At 41.3% G+C, this 15,251-nt stretch carries 12 protein-coding genes; 7 read left to right on the forward strand and 5 right to left on the reverse strand.

All coding sequences use genetic code 11. From position 1 onward, the window contains the following. Positions 1-141 precede the first annotated feature (141 nt). The 5 genes from EMP01_RS06255 to EMP01_RS06275 form a co-directional block, all read right to left on the reverse strand. Positions 142-600 (reverse strand): hypothetical protein, encoded by a 459-nt coding sequence (locus EMP01_RS06255; protein WP_129020661.1) that lies wholly within the window; start codon positions 598-600, stop codon positions 142-144. A gap of 429 nt (positions 601-1,029) precedes the next feature. Continuing rightward, on the reverse strand, positions 1,030-1,563 hold the full coding sequence (locus EMP01_RS06260) for a hypothetical protein (RefSeq protein WP_129020662.1): 534 nt from the start codon (positions 1,561-1,563) through the stop codon (positions 1,030-1,032). Positions 1,564-1,574: 11 nt separating this feature from the next. Further along, positions 1,575-6,062, reverse strand: coding sequence for a glycoside hydrolase family protein (locus EMP01_RS06265; protein WP_129020663.1), 4,488 nt, complete (start codon positions 6,060-6,062; stop codon positions 1,575-1,577). A 33-nt stretch (positions 6,063-6,095) separates the two neighbouring features. Continuing rightward, positions 6,096-9,530, reverse strand: a complete 3,435-nt coding sequence (locus EMP01_RS06270) for a hypothetical protein (protein ID WP_129020664.1) — start codon at positions 9,528-9,530, stop codon at positions 6,096-6,098. A gap of 32 nt (positions 9,531-9,562) precedes the next feature. Beyond that, entirely contained in the window at positions 9,563-11,077 is a 1,515-nt protein-coding gene (locus tag EMP01_RS06275) for a hypothetical protein (RefSeq protein WP_129020665.1), read from the reverse strand. 364 nt (positions 11,078-11,441) lie between these two features. Between EMP01_RS06275 and EMP01_RS06280 the strand changes: the two genes are divergently transcribed. The 7 genes from EMP01_RS06280 (at position 11,442) to EMP01_RS06310 (ending at position 15,249) form a co-directional block, all read left to right on the forward strand. Next, positions 11,442-11,798, forward strand: coding sequence for a helix-turn-helix domain-containing protein (locus EMP01_RS06280; protein WP_129020666.1), 357 nt, complete (start codon positions 11,442-11,444; stop codon positions 11,796-11,798). A 162-nt stretch (positions 11,799-11,960) separates the two neighbouring features. Beyond that, positions 11,961-12,323, forward strand: a complete 363-nt coding sequence (locus tag EMP01_RS06285; protein ID WP_129020667.1) for a CHC2 zinc finger domain-containing protein — start codon at positions 11,961-11,963, stop codon at positions 12,321-12,323. Between the two features lie 21 nt (positions 12,324-12,344). Beyond that, positions 12,345-12,881, forward strand: a complete 537-nt coding sequence (locus EMP01_RS06290) for a toprim domain-containing protein (protein WP_129020668.1) — start codon at positions 12,345-12,347, stop codon at positions 12,879-12,881. 157 nt (positions 12,882-13,038) lie between these two features. Beyond that, positions 13,039-13,416, forward strand: coding sequence for a plasmid mobilization protein (locus tag EMP01_RS06295; RefSeq protein ID WP_129020669.1), 378 nt, complete (start codon positions 13,039-13,041; stop codon positions 13,414-13,416). Continuing rightward, on the forward strand, positions 13,406-14,359 hold the full coding sequence (locus EMP01_RS06300; protein ID WP_129020670.1) for a relaxase/mobilization nuclease domain-containing protein: 954 nt from the start codon (positions 13,406-13,408) through the stop codon (positions 14,357-14,359). The genes EMP01_RS06295 and EMP01_RS06300 overlap by 11 nt, the downstream gene beginning before the upstream one ends. 11 nt (positions 14,360-14,370) lie before the next feature. Continuing rightward, entirely contained in the window at positions 14,371-14,931 is a 561-nt protein-coding gene (locus tag EMP01_RS06305) for a hypothetical protein (protein ID WP_129020671.1), read from the forward strand. A gap of 105 nt (positions 14,932-15,036) precedes the next feature. Continuing rightward, positions 15,037-15,249: a hypothetical protein gene (locus EMP01_RS06310; RefSeq protein ID WP_129020672.1), complete on the forward strand. Its 213-nt coding sequence runs from the start codon at positions 15,037-15,039 to the stop codon at positions 15,247-15,249. Positions 15,250-15,251: the final 2 nt, after the last annotated feature.

Raw genomic sequence — 15,251 nt, forward strand, 5'->3', positions numbered from 1 at the left:
CTTTTCATTGAATATAGTTATCAATTTATTTCTCTTCCTTCTTAAAGGATAAGAGTATCCTCTAAAAATACTAAAAGCAAGCCGAAGTCTGCTTTTGTAAGCAAAAATATTTATTGATTTTCAATATATATTTTTTAAAAATCAATTCATTGTAACTCTAAATTTATTTTGAAATGCTTTTCTTGTTTTATATGTATTTTTCATGTATTTCTGAAATTCATATAATCCTTCTAGTTCAACTATATAGAGCCTATTTTCATAAATGAGGAACATCTCATCTAATGGAGGTACAAAAAAAATGCTTCCTTTGTCTAAGGGAATCATCTTATTTAAGTATTTAATTTTCGCTATAAAATTCTTTCCTGTAGGCCTTATTGTTACGTCGAAAGAAGAGGCTTTGGAACTTGTTAAAGGATACCAATTCATATTTTTTACGGTGTCTATTACCTGATGATTACAATAGTATTCCTCATCGGGCATTAAATTTGCAACGAATTTTTGCTCATTTAAGGTAAAAGCCTTTTTCATATCAACTATTGTAAAATAATTGGTATTAATTGTTGTCCAGTCATCGGGCAATTCAAGTTGAGGATTTTCCAATAAAATCTTTGTCTTTATTGCGTCTTATATCTCTTTTTGATAAATTATTGGATCGAGTTTTAATTGTGAAAAACCAGGAAGCGAACTCAATAACAATGTAATTGGTACAAAAAAATACTTAGCCATCTTTTTATTTTTATTAGAAATGAGTATTTGGAATAATCATAAATTCCAGTCTCCAGTGCTCCTGTTCCCGAAAAATACTCAGATCTATATTCTATCTTTCCAGGTGCAGGATTGTACTGTTTATTATGGAAATCGATCCACTTCAGGCTTATGTCTTCATGATACTAATTGTCCAAAAGTACTAAAAGCAGGCCGAAGCCTGCTTTTAGTGAAAAAAATGCTGATTGTAAATCAATGAACTTTTTATTAAAATCAATATACTTACAAAACAAATAGTGTGATCTTGACACAAGTTAAGAGCAGCTACTTTGAAGCATTTCTTACACAAAGAAAAGTAACTCCATCCTCAAAAACCAATAAATATGTTCCATCATAAGCTAGACTATAAGTAGTCGTATAAAGAGCTCCCGTGGAAGAATTTTTCTTTCTGCCTTCAAAGGAGATATCATTAATCTCTTTAGATAATTTATTGTATTGATTATCATCAGGTGAACCAACATTTTGTTGTAAAAAATATGTAGTACTAGCTTTCTGGGATTGAAAATGAGTAAAAGAAAAAGAGTCTGAAAAATGAATTATGGTATTCTTATCTATATATATATTCATTTTCATATATTTTAGAATCTTTTCTTTCGTTAAAGCTTGCCCAATAGATTCATTATAAGAAATAGGATGCCAAGTTCCGCTAATTTCATTTATTAAATCTATCTCTTGGGTAACAGCTCTATCTTTAATAGAGTTATTATTAACAATAGGTATTTTCTTACTGCTGGAGGTTCTACAGCTACTTGTAAAAGTTGAAAGTGTAATCAAAAATAAATTTAATGTCGTTCTCATTTTAATGCTATTTAAAAGTCTCTATTATAATTTGCATTCTTCCATATTTGGAATTCATCCATTCTGCGATTTAACAATCCTCTATGGTAATTTGTACCAGGACTACTGTACATATACCAAATCTTTTCTAATTCTGCATTGTTTGCACCTCTATTTACAGCCTCTCTTATTGTATTATTTCTAGAAAGTCCCCCTTTAACATTCATATCAAAAATTACAAGTGCATCGTATTGTTGTTGTGACAAAGCAACAGAAATATTTCTAGACACCCTATCCTCAAAAAATGCCATATCTGATCTTAACAATTCAAGTGCTTCTGATTTTGTTAATGACTTGTTGTCAAAATTTTCGCCATTTTTAATTTTATGACCATATCCAATTGTCCAATCACCATATCCAGTTGCATCATATTTTCCTGGTTTGAAATCCTCCCAAGCCATTATAAATCCATATGCTGCTTCAGACAAAGAACGCCGAGTTATATTTGCTTTTACATTAGTGTTTTTGTCGGGACCCCAATGTTCTGGATTAGTCAAATCTAAACTAGAAACAAAAGGAGCTAATATCGCAAACGCTAATTGAGCGCTAGCAATTGCTTTAACTTTGTTTTGTACCGAATTACTTTGTGCATTACCACCACCATAGGTAGCCACAATTTGACTCCACAATTCCCTGATCTGCTTGTCATGGTGAGACTCATCCATTGTCTGGCTCAGACTACGCATCATATCCGATACCCCACCACCTAGCAAATTGGCTCCAAACATTATAGCTTGTCCTTCCACAAATGCCAGGCCTGCAGGTGCCATATTCACATTCGGATTGCTCAAAGCCGCTAAATACTGTGGTGCCAATCCCATTGGATCTACCATTGTCGATGGGTTACAAGCCATAGCATGATAAGGACTCATTGTTTGTTGTCCCTCTTCATCAGCCATTGGGTCCAGACTTAAAAATCTACCCAATTGTGGATCATACTGACGGTTATGGAAGTCCATCCAGTTTAATCCTAAATCTTCCCTGTATTCATTGCTCTGATATCGGCTTTTGTTCGGTAACATGCCAGATGCTGTACTACCCATACCCACAATCGGTAAACCATAAGGATAATAATGCTTTTCCTCCAGCAGTACACCCGGTTCCAAAGTTACAGTAAGATTATCAAAATACGTTGGTTCGGTGCTCTGTGTACTAATATATGTAGCTACAAAACCATTCTGTGGTACTGCTATGGTCTCGCTGCCATCTGTACCGATACGGCTCCAGGCATCGGAACCATCGGCCTGCCAGATGCGGCAGAATTCCGGCATCAGTTGCATTTGCTCATCAAAGAACAGGAAATTCAGGTAAGCTTTTGGTTTGCTGGGATCGGTATAACTACTCTGCAGCGCATCATAAGCTTGCTGTAAACTGCTGCTATTGAGCATTTGCGCAACCCATTCATTCGCCAAAGATCCTTCTGTACCGCTCAACTGACCAGCAGCCTTTGCCAGACTGTTCACCACATGCTCAAATGTACCGGCGCTTACACTGCTACTGTTTGGTGCGATGCCACTTTCATAATAGTTATCTGCATTCAAGCTCAGTTTATCCCCTGACATTACTTTCAGCATCAGGGTAGTACCCACTGTAGCTGTATTATCAGCCTGTATTTGTGCTGCCTTTACATCAGTAGCCGATGTGCTTTCCGGCTTATCTTCGCTAACGGATCCTACATTATCAAAAGACTGCTCTTCTTGAGCTATAGTATTAATCTCATAAGTGGCATTATACTTCTGCGACTGTGCAGCCATGTTGCCTATACCACCTGTACCGGCCGCATCAACCACTACGGAGCGTATATTACCTAAATGGTCTTTTACATAATACTGCTCTTGTGTACTGCCTTTACTCATATCGGTACGGCCAACGGGTGTGCTAATCGATTGCAGCGTATCATTTTTATAAATTGCAGTACCAATATAGTTGCTTATCGTTGCGGGAGCAGGGCTGGGATTGATTACATATTCCTGCAATTTATTTCCTGCTGCATCATAGGTATAGCCAATCTTATTCGCACCGCCATATGCAATTGTAGCCGGCTTATCAAACCAGGTGTAGGCTATATTGCTGATGTTCTTGGAGACATCTGCGGTAAGATTACCAGAGTAATCATAACTGTAGCCTTGAGTTGCAGTATAGAGGTAATCTCCACGACCATAGTTAGTTGTCGTCGCATCTACGACTTTTTGCAGTTTATTGCTATTCGCAGTATAGGTGTACGTGAGATTATCTACATTAGTAGAAAATACCATCTGGTTGGCCGCTACTACAGCACGGCGCTGCAGGGTAAGGATATTGCCTCCCTGATCATAAGTGACTGTTTCACTGTAATCATTGGTACTATTGCTCCATCCTGTAGCCAGGGTATAACCCGGAGTGGTATTGCTGCGCATATAGGCTCCGCGCAGCATGCGTCCGGCAACATCATAAATATAGCCATAGCTGTGTGCTCTGGCATTACCTGCTCCGGAACCTCTCCATATCATTCCAGCTGCCAGGCCGTCGTAACGCAGACTGTCATATCCATAATCGTACCGTAATACCTCTCCGAAAGTCATGGACTGGCCATTATTGTTGCCTGTGAGGGTATAGGTCTCATTAATACCCTGGAGTTCTCCACGAATATTAAAGGTAAAGTTCTGTGTTTCGGCATTGGTGCCATAAGTAATACTGCTCGCCCGGCCCATGGCATCATATGTAGTGCTGCTCATTACCCTCCAAGGCTGTGCATTCACTTTATGTTCGCTCAGACTTACCTGCCCGGTCTGGGCATCATAGGTATTACGATACCACTCCCGAAAGGAAGGGCCAGACCCATTCAGATACTGATGCCCATGGGCAGTTATCAATACCTGTCCGGTATAACTATACTGCATGGCCATAGTATCCTTACCGCCCTTTGCATGCTGAGTCACTGAATACACCGGACGACGCTCCTGATCAAAGAAGGTCTTACTATAGGTCCAGTCCTGCAGATTAGTAGTAAAGCCGGAAGGTTTAACGGTTTTTATAGCAGAAGATGTCTGCAGACCATACGTACTCCCTCCCACGGCATAAGGTTCTGCATCTGTTGCACTACTCAGGAAGGTTTGTATCAGGCTATTGGTAAAAGTTTCCGCTGCCAATGGCTGACCAGCTTCATAACTATCATAATAATTAAAGCTCTGTATTTCCGTACCGGAAAAACTGGCAGGTGGATAAGTGTATTGGCCGCCTCCCCAAAGGTAATAATTAAGGCTTCCGGACGCAGGGTTCACTTCTGTATTGGCCAGCCCCTGCCAGTATCCAATACCCTGGTCATCGGTAAATAAGCCCGTTGCCAGTACGCGACCTGCACGGTCATAGAAGATCACTTCCCATAAATCACTTGTTGCCTCTGTAGTGCTGCGACGCATGATGACCTGCCCCTTTCTATTATACACCAGTTCTGTCCTTCCCTCACCAGGCTTATGTGTTTCATATTGTCTGCCTTTGGCATCGTATTTATATGAAAAACACAGTTCATCCACTATGGCCTGACTTACTGTACCCGATGCTGCCTCCATGGCTTCTACTGCCTTTGGTGGCAGTACATAACGCAGTCGACCCATAGCATCATATACATAATAGGTGCGGGCATAAGTTTTAGGGCTGTTTTTGATCAGACTGGCTTCGTAGACTGGTTTACCGGCACTGTTTTCCAGCACCAGCTTCTCTCCACCCTGTGCGGTAGTAATCAGGTTACCTTTAAGTATATTGGCATTATAATAACCGCCACTCTGAGGTAAACCATTACTACCAATTGTCCAGATGCGGATACCTGCCTGGGGTAGACCTGACCCGGTATTGGCATCATTGAATACAACCATCGTTTTCGCACCTCTTCCCTGCCCTATACGGCTGCGACCAGCTGCATAGGCCGTACTACTGCGTTCGGTACTGTTGGAAGTATTGCGCAACATAGATGCCGAAAGGCCTGCCGTGCTGACCTCTGTACTTCCTTCTGAAGGGTATAGGGTGCCATTGTGGTATTGTGTAGATTTATACACCGGATTAAACTCATAACTGTTTGCCGCTACATAGGGCTGAAAAGTATATCCCTCCTGCATATTACGCACATCCGATGGCTGTATCACATAACTGCTATTTGTCCTGCGTACACTCACCTGGGTAGGTTTAGCCTGTCCGCTGAATACGGTTGTTTTCATAGCCGCTTTGTCAGCCGTAGTCGCTGCGGTAAACTGGGAGGAAGTAGTATCACGGTACTTTGGTGTCAGTTGGGTTGAAACCTGCACCATATTGGTGAATAGAGCATTGTAATAGGCTCCGCGCGGAATAGGTACGGTATTGGTCACACTACCGGACACTGTTTGGGTAGCTGTGTTGGGTGTATTATTTTGCCCGTAGACCTTCCCGCTGCTGAGCAATGTCAGGACCGGCAGCACATACCGAAAAATATGGTTAACTCTTTTTTGCATATAAAATATTTTGACGGGCCTGCACCCGGTAGATTAAGGATTGGCGGTTGTTATGGTATAGATATTTTTGCTGAGGATCTGTCCCTGCTGGTTGCGTGTCAGCGTCTGACGACCGAGTTTATCGTATTCAACATAGGTAATACGACCAAGGGCATCAGTTGCTGAACCTGAGCCAAATAAAGGAATATAATACCAGCTCTGCATGGCGGCCTCTACCGGGTGTATGCGGATGTCTTCAATGCCCACATTGGCTGTTGTATGGAAGCCTATTTTCTGTCCGGCAGCAGATGGACTAAAGAAGGCTTCATACTGTTTGAAGCGACCCACTGTAGCAATATGCTTCAGGGTAAACTGTGCTCCATTTTCAATACCGAAAGAAGGAATCACATTATCTGTAGCCCAAAAAGTAGCCCGGTACTGCTTACCGGTGCTCAGGCTTGTGGTATACAGGTCTTTCTGACTGGTAGCGGTCAATACATACAGTCCCTTGCCAGACATAGCTTTTACACCGCTTACGCTTAAGGCCGGTTCATTAGGATTGCTTATGCCGGTACCAGGGAAAATAATATTAGCCTGCGTGAACGTAACATTTCCCTGTACATTCTGGTCAAAATCGGCATAAGCCACATCTGTTTTACGGGCGTTCATGACTTCCACAACTTTTTTATCATTGCTTTGATCAAACATAATCGTTTTATACTGATCGGCTCCTGGTATGTAAGTTTCTGAAACATTACCGCGCCCGTCAAATTCCTTTACCTGTGTTACGGGCACTACATTGGCCGGAAGGCCGCTAATATTAGTATAAGACAATCCAACATTATTGTACGGCTCTTCAGCAGGTACGGAAGATTGTCCGGTATAAGCAGTATAGGCTACCGGATCGGTTGTCTCCAGGTTAAAGACACCTTTCGTTACCGGAACATCACCATTCAATCCCATCGTAAACATAGATGCAGAGAGTAGTTGTGCACTCAACCATTGTTGTTCAGCAGTACCCGTACCCATTTTCCATTCTTCGTTTCCAACCAGCACTTCCATTCCATTGTCTTTCAACCCGGTAAGGTCTGTATTCTGATTTACGGTTGCGGCAGGCAGATCATAGTTATAAATATTCACCTGCCTGATCGTTTCGCCAAAACTGTTTTGCACCAGGCTTGATTTGATGTTATAACGACTGTCATAGCTATACTGAACGGAATCTGCCATAAAGCGGCTGTCGGATGAATATTTCTTATTCACAACCTTTTTAGCCAGACTCTGGCCCCGATATGGTTTGTACGGGTCTACAACTACATTAAAGTCTGCAATCCAGTCTTTGGTGTACTCATTGGCATCGGCAAACAACCAGCCGGTTGGCTTGGGTTCTACCATGCGTCTGCTCTCGTTTAAACCGGCCGTTACGGAACTGGTGGTATCAATTATGGATTGGTATTCTGTTGCGGACTCCATTAACAACAAACCCTTATTATCATAGGTACGTACCTTCAATGGTAAACCAATCTCCCAGTCACGGATACGTTGTTTTTGGGTAAAAGGTTTTTCAATGGCTACGGCACCACCGCCAGTCACCAGGACTTTTGGATCTGAAGAGCCATCTTTAAAGTTGGAGAAATCATATTCCGTACGGGATAATAATTGACCATATTGGTTTGTCTGGTTTACCTGTACATTGCTATATCCATGATTGGAACCATAATACAGTCCCATCGGACTTACAAAGGTTTCATACCAGTTGCGTACCGTAAATAAAGTGGTTGGCGCATCGGGATTACTTTTAACCCAGTCTCCATCACGGTACACCCCTTCGTCACGAATAAAACCTTTAGGCAGGAAACGCTGGCCTCCAGAATAATTAAAAGAAGTAATCAAATGAACAGTAGTATCATTAATATCCCTGATTGTTACTTTTTCAATTCTTACCCCGTCATTGGCACCTGTACCGACGAGATCAGGATCACTGCTCATCAGGGCGGAAGGTACATCTGTGAGCTGGTGCGCCCCATAAGTAAAATCCGCCCATCCACCGGTACCACTGTATATAGTTTTGAGTAAGCCATACTGGCCATAAGTGGCATTGTCAGTTTTCGTAGCTTCAGGGTATACCGAATGTGCCGCTACACCCATATTCTGGCCATTGAAATAGCCATAGAAGTCAAGGCCACCACCAAAACGGCGCTGAATAAAATTATTATAGTCAAAAGCATACAATAGCTGAGATAAGCTACTATCGGCCGATACTTGTCTGATATTGTTCAGCCTTAAACTGTAACGATCCCTTTCATCACCAAGATATGAATTAGTGATCTCCATCGGATTAGTTGCGGTAGGATTATGGAAATAGGTATATCCGAATATATACCGCATACTGTTTAACCCCTCTTTTACTACGACTTCTTTTAGTTTAGGGTATGTATTCGCATCATAAGTGTTGTATGGGTTGGGTGTAAATTCAAAACGGTAATTCTCATATTGCAGATCCACACGGATGCCATTAGGATAAGTGATTGCGCTGACTAAATCAATGTCCGTTTGATTAAAGGCCGGTGCAATATTTATTGCAGGAGTAGGCTGGTTGGTGGTTACCCTTTTTACCCATGAAGAATCCTGGGCAATATCGCCCGGAATCTGGTAACGGGAATAGGTATAGCGCACCATTTTAGTAGCATCATAGCGTACGGAATCCAGGTTCCAGCTGTTGGTCATCGGTAATGTGCCACCGCTGTAATATTCGGTCTGGTAGGGCTTGGCCATAAACGAGGCTTCACTGCGGAAATAGGCGGCGAAAACTGCTTCCCGCTTCGCTCCAGGACCAAAATAATAAGTAACATTTGTTTTTTTATCCCGTATAGAAATCGGCATTGCCGCAGCATTTAAGTTCAAAGGCATTTGACCGTTTTGCTCAGATGCCAAACGATATGCACCGTCTCTATAGAAACGGATCTCATAATCGGAGAAGCTGTTGGTGAAAATACCACCATTATCCCCCACATAAAAGGTAAAGCGCATATTCCCGGCAGAAACGTAATACTCATCACTTTCCGTATCACGGAAAACCTTGGTATCTGCTCGTAATGCACTCGTTTCCATTGCAGACTGCAAACGGCCTTTATACATATAGTATGTTGCCAATGGTGAAATTGGTCCCACACTCAACATATATTGTTGATTAGTATCAACAGGAAGGCGAAGCTCGTCTGGCAATCCCTTAATCACCCTGTTTATGTTCCCTCCGGTATTAAGGTTCCAGTGCAGACCGGCCGGGCCGGCCAGCTCGCGTACAGGAACACCTTTGGTGTTGTAGGACAGGGAGACACCCATACCATACTGTTCATAAATGGGGATGTTGACATTGACGGTGCCGTCAAAGAGATTGGGACTATAGAGCTTGCCCACATCCTGGGCTTTGCTCATCCCGGCAGACATCATAAAGAGGCCTGCAAGTAATAATGGTTTTGTGTGCTTCATACTACAAATAGAATTAGATGAAATGTTGTTATTTATAATTTATAGCCCAGCCGGATGATCCAGGGGCTGTTGATACCGGTTTTATCGTTGAGAAAATTATAGCCGATCAGGAATGTACCCTGCTGATTGCAGTTAATGCGATAGGTCTTCATCAGGCCTATATAAGCTGCATCCTGTAATAATCCCATAGCCGTGCGTACATTGGAGGTATTGCCATAATGTTCCTGCAACTGTACATAAGGTCTGTTCAAGGGTTTGAGGCTTTTCTCATAACCACCCTGCAGGCTGATGCCCCAGATCAGTTGTCCGTCGAGGAATACTCTTCCGGTTAGGCCTTCATAACTTAATCTCAGGTGCTGCCAGTCGCGGCCCAGTCCCAGGCTGGCATCCAGCCCTATACCTATACTGATGCGAGGACTATGGCGATAGGCCGCATTCAAGCCTGCTTGCAACATGACAGGCTTCTGCCCATTGGGCGATGCACGTTGTGTCTGCAGATTATACTGATACTCCCAGCGTTGCCAGAATGGTATACCCCGCATCGGATTCTTCAAATCATCCATTGGATTACGGAGGCCTTTCTTTGCTTGCTTGACTTTATCTTTAGTATTCTTTATAGTGTTCTTTGCCTCATTAATAGTTTGAGTAGCCTGTTTTACTTTGGCAGCTTGTTTTTCCAGTCCCAATTGTTTGCTGTAGTCCTGTACCTGTTGTGCGGCCTGTTGCTGTACCTGTTGTAACTGGTTGCCAAACTGTTGTTCCAGTGCCGCATTGACTGAGGATTTGGTCTGGTAGCCCATTTGCTTCAGGTCCTGCTCACTCAGGTTTGCGGAAGACATGCCCGGTAGTGATGAGCGGGACAGCATCTCATTAAATCCTTCTATACCCTGCAGCAGATCAAGGGCTTTCTCTTCTGTTGCATCAGGATCCTGTACAATTTTCTTCCAGTACCCAGCCTGCTGGGTGCCGTAGCCATACGCTTTATTGAGTCTACCCAGCTGGTATGCGAATGGTGATTGACCCAGTAAACGGTTCAGGGCATCGCTGCGTTTTTTAACCTGGCTCTTTAGGTAGTCCTGTGCATTCAGTTGGCTATTGAGTTTATCTATACCCGGTACAGGCAAGCCTGTGCCATCAAGTATTTTTTGCTGTATAAAGGATTGTATTTTCTTTAGGCTATCCAGTGCTTTAACCGGTTGCTGGCCAGCCAGCTTATTCAGTAATGCCGTATCCATTGCCGTTTTACTGATACTGTCAAAATTGGCCGCATTTAATTCCTGATACTGTGCATATAAAGTACTGTCGCTGTGTTGCAGTTTAGTTGCCAGACGGCACTCCTGTCGCTGCAGTTTGCGCAGCATGCGTTGTTGTGCGCGGGAAGCTTTCTGCTGGTATTGCAGGTGCTGGTGGTATTGCTTCTGGATATACACCTCTGCTGCATGCACCACCTCGGTGCTATCCTCAATTGAGAGTTGATTATCTTGGGCATAACTAGGTACTATGCTACAAGCCGAAAGAAAACAAAGCAATAATATACGGATGTTCAACTAACGAAATTTAGAATAATGAAATGGCTTTTATTGTAGAATTATCGAATAGTAAGGAGGGACTATACCTTTTTTGTGGTAAAATTATGAGAATTTTAGGAAATAAATGTGATTTTAACTATTGAATTACAGTGATTTTTTAGTATATGTATTCTATTTATACCAATTTCTTGTAATCGGAATTGCTTTTGACCGCTATGCAAAACCTAGCTAATCGCATCAATATTGATGTATATCAAATTTTAAAAGCTCAAAATTCTCTTTCATGTGAGCAAAAGTAAGACGGGTTTTTATAAATACTAAAGAAACCAGCTGGAAGTATTTCGGTTTAGCCTTACCTTTGGTTGGTTAAACGAAACACAATATGAATATCAATCAATTAACTGCATCCAAAATCAAGGAAATACGTATAAAAAATGGTTTGACAGCTGAGGCCGTTGCCCAGGCTTTACAAATTTCAAGAGGTTCATATAGTCAATTAGAAAACGGACATGTTGAAATTACGATAAATAGGGTTCAATTACTTTCGGAGATATTCAATGTACCTCTGGGGGAAATTATTCCTTCTACAACAACATACCATCAGAGTTATAACAATAATAATGGAGGAGTTAATGGGAACCACAATAGCACAAATACGCTGAATAATTTTTTTGCTGATAAGGAGAATATGTCCAAGTTCGCGGAAATAATTAAAGAAGCCTTGACAGCAAAGAAGTAGGTACCTAAATTCTTCTAATGTTGATATTTTACACATTCTACCAGTTAGCTAAAATTCAGCTAACTGGTAGAATGTGTAAATAATATTTCGTATTTTTGGGAAAATAACTATGTCTTTATCAAGCATGGTTATAGGTTAATAGTAGAGAAAGAATTGTGAGATATGGATAGATTGACCTTTGATCAACTACGTCAGTATGACCTGGTTGATTACTTTACTTCTTTGGGACTAAACCCTGCAAAAATTCAAAACAACACTTACTGGTATTTATCTCCTTTCAGAGAGGAGCGAACGGCATCATTTAAGATAGACCGGGAACTGAACCTATGGTTCGATTTTGGAATGGGCAAAGGCGGCAATATTATTGACTTCGGTGTGCACTACCATAATTGTACGGCTATAGATTTTCTGCATATGATGGACGGCACGGATGCCAAAAGCTTATCGCCGATTCCAGTAAGGACGTATCAGACAAATCCAGTCAAAAAATCTCCTATAGAAATTACCCAGGTTCGACCATTGTAAGACAGGAGATTACTATCCTATTTGCTCAGCAGAAAAATAGAACTGCAGTTTGCACAACAATACCTTACCGAAGTTTCTTTTAAGCTTCATGACAAAAGCTATACAACCATAGGCTTTAAAAACAACTCCGGGGGCTATGAACTCCGGTCACAATATTACAAAGGTTCCAGTACCCCTAAAGATACTACGTTGATCCCAGGTAAGGACGATCATGCTATTCATGTCTTTGAAGGATTTATGGATTTTCTATCCTACCTCTCTATAAAAGGAAAAGAAGCACAGCAGGATGCTTTCCTTATATTAAACTCCACAATACATACAGCTAAAAGCATTTCATGCCTACAGCACTATAACAAAGTAAGCATGTATCTCGATCATGATGATACCGGAAGGAAGGCTACCGAAGAACTACTAGAAGCACTACCACAAGCTACCGACGCATCAATGCTGTATAACCATCACAAAGACCTGAATGATATGCTGCAACAGAGTAAGCGTATCCTATCAAAAGAGACATTATATCCCAAACTAAACAACAGTCGTAGACCGAAGCTATAAATCGGAAGACCACTGCTATAGGATTGCGTCCTGAAAGGAGCAAGTTAATGTTTTTGCTATACAAAAACCCTTGTGCTATACCCAGCATAAGCTTTCTACTCCCAATGGTCGCCAAGAGCAAAGATTATTATCGTAACAACAATATAATCAGTGAAAGATGGAACAAGTGAAAGGGCCTGAGAGAACGGCCGTAAAATCCAAAGGAGGCCGACCAAAGAAGTCGGTCAGTAAAACAGCCATCATAATGATCCGGCTCAGTCCTGCTGAGCGGATCATTATAACAAACCGGGCAAAGATAGCCGGGATAAGCGCCAGTGAATGGTTCCGGCAAGCAGCAAAAAAAGCAGCCGTTAAAGCACGCCTGAGTAAAGAAGAAGTCGACTACCTGAGAAGCCTATCTGGTATGGCTAATAACTTCAATCAACTCGTAAAGCTAGCCCATACACAAGGCCTGATTAGCCTGGTAACCGAATGCCGGAAGCATATCCAACAAATAGAATTGCTCATCGAAAAGCTCTCCGATCATGATAGGTAAACCAATAACCGGCAAAAGTTTTGGAGGATGTATACAGTATCTTTTAAACCGGGATGAAGCTGTAATTATAGATTCCGAAGGACTGCAAACAAAGAATGCACAAACCATTTCCAGGGATTTTAATATTCAAAGAACACTGAATCCGGCATTAGGAAAAGTCGTCGGCCATACCATATTAAGCTGGAGTACTGCCGATAATATAAAGCTTTCAGATGAGATAATGACCAAAGTATGCAAAGAATATATGGATAAAATGGGCATTAAAGATACCCAATATCTTATCGTAAAGCATACCGATAGACAGCATCCCCATATTCACCTGGTATATAACAGGGTGAATAATCATGGGCAAACCATTAGTGATCAGAACAACTACAAACGGAATATTAAGGCCTGTAAAGCCATCACAGAAGCATATGGTTTTTACATGTCTCCGGGTAAACAACAAGTTAATCGGGCACAGTTAAAGGGTAGGGATCAAATTAAATATGCCATCCATGACCAGGTAAATAAAGCAATAGAAACATCCCGTCACTGGACTGAACTGGAACACAAACTACAGCAATTCGGTATCAAAATCCATTACACCTACCGTGGTAAAACTAGCCAGGTTCAAGGAATATCTTTCGCAAAAGATGGTATAAAATTCAAGGGATCAGCTGTAGATCGTAGCCTTTCGTACACCGCAATTCAGCGCAAATTTGACCAAAAACTCAGTAAAACCAACACCATTTTACAAGCAAAACCACAAACATTAGGCTCCAGATTAGACACAGAAAAGCAACAAAACCAACCAAACGAATCCATAATACAGAGCGGAAACACCCGATCAGAACTGTTAGATCTGCTTATGGGATACACCAATACACAAGAATATAATCCCTTCCAACAGGGTTTATTAAAGCGTAAGAAGAAGAAAAAAGGACAACAATTTAAAAGATAAAGGAGGAAATTATGATAGAGGAAAGAGACCTGATTCAGTCCAATTTGGACTTACAAGAAGCACTGGTAATATTATATCAAAGGCTTGATGGGAACAGTCAATTAGAGCAACAACAAAAGGCAGAACAAGGCGAACTGATTAGCCAGACACGGAAGCTAATAGCCGAATTAAAATCCAGTTCAAGACAAATTGAGCAGGCATCACATGATATTCCCCGAACTGTTTCAGTGAATCTACACCACCGGTTTGATAAGGCAGCCAAGTATACAATATTGGGATTAGTGGGAAGCCTTATTATAACAGCTATTTCTGTAGGAGGCTGGATTGCGACCAGCAGAACAAATACCGCCTTGGAGAAAAACGATTTAAAATATCGTTACCTGTTACTCACACAACCCGGATTAACGATGAATCTGGATAGCTTATACAGTATTAATCCCGAAAGATTTGAACAGGTTGTACTGGAATCAGAAGAGAAAAACAGAGCGATTCAGAATGCAGAAGCCCTTGCTAGGGCAAAAGAAAAGGAAACAAAAGAAGCTCAAGAGAAAGTCGAAAAACTTAAAAAATAAAGATTATATGCATGTTGTAAATTATAATATGAAAGATGTTTTGTTTAAATTTACGAAGATAGTTATCAGTGTAAATATGTATCCACCATATAAAATTAATGAAAAATGGGAACAGAAATTAAAGACGAATATCTCTTTAAAAGAGGTAGGATGAAAAAGAACCCAATTACAATGACCCGGGAAGAAAAGGCCAAATGGAACGATCAGGTCGAAGATCAGATCAGGACCTATTTATTCTCTCTTGGTCAGCCGTTGGTATATTGTAAAGATGGTAAAATGGTAGCAGAATACCCTAACGGAACCATTAAAAATGTGTGATC

The organism is Edaphocola flava (assembly GCF_004118155.1).
In the GTDB taxonomy this organism is placed as follows: Bacteria; Bacteroidota; Bacteroidia; order Chitinophagales; family Chitinophagaceae; genus Edaphocola; species Edaphocola flava.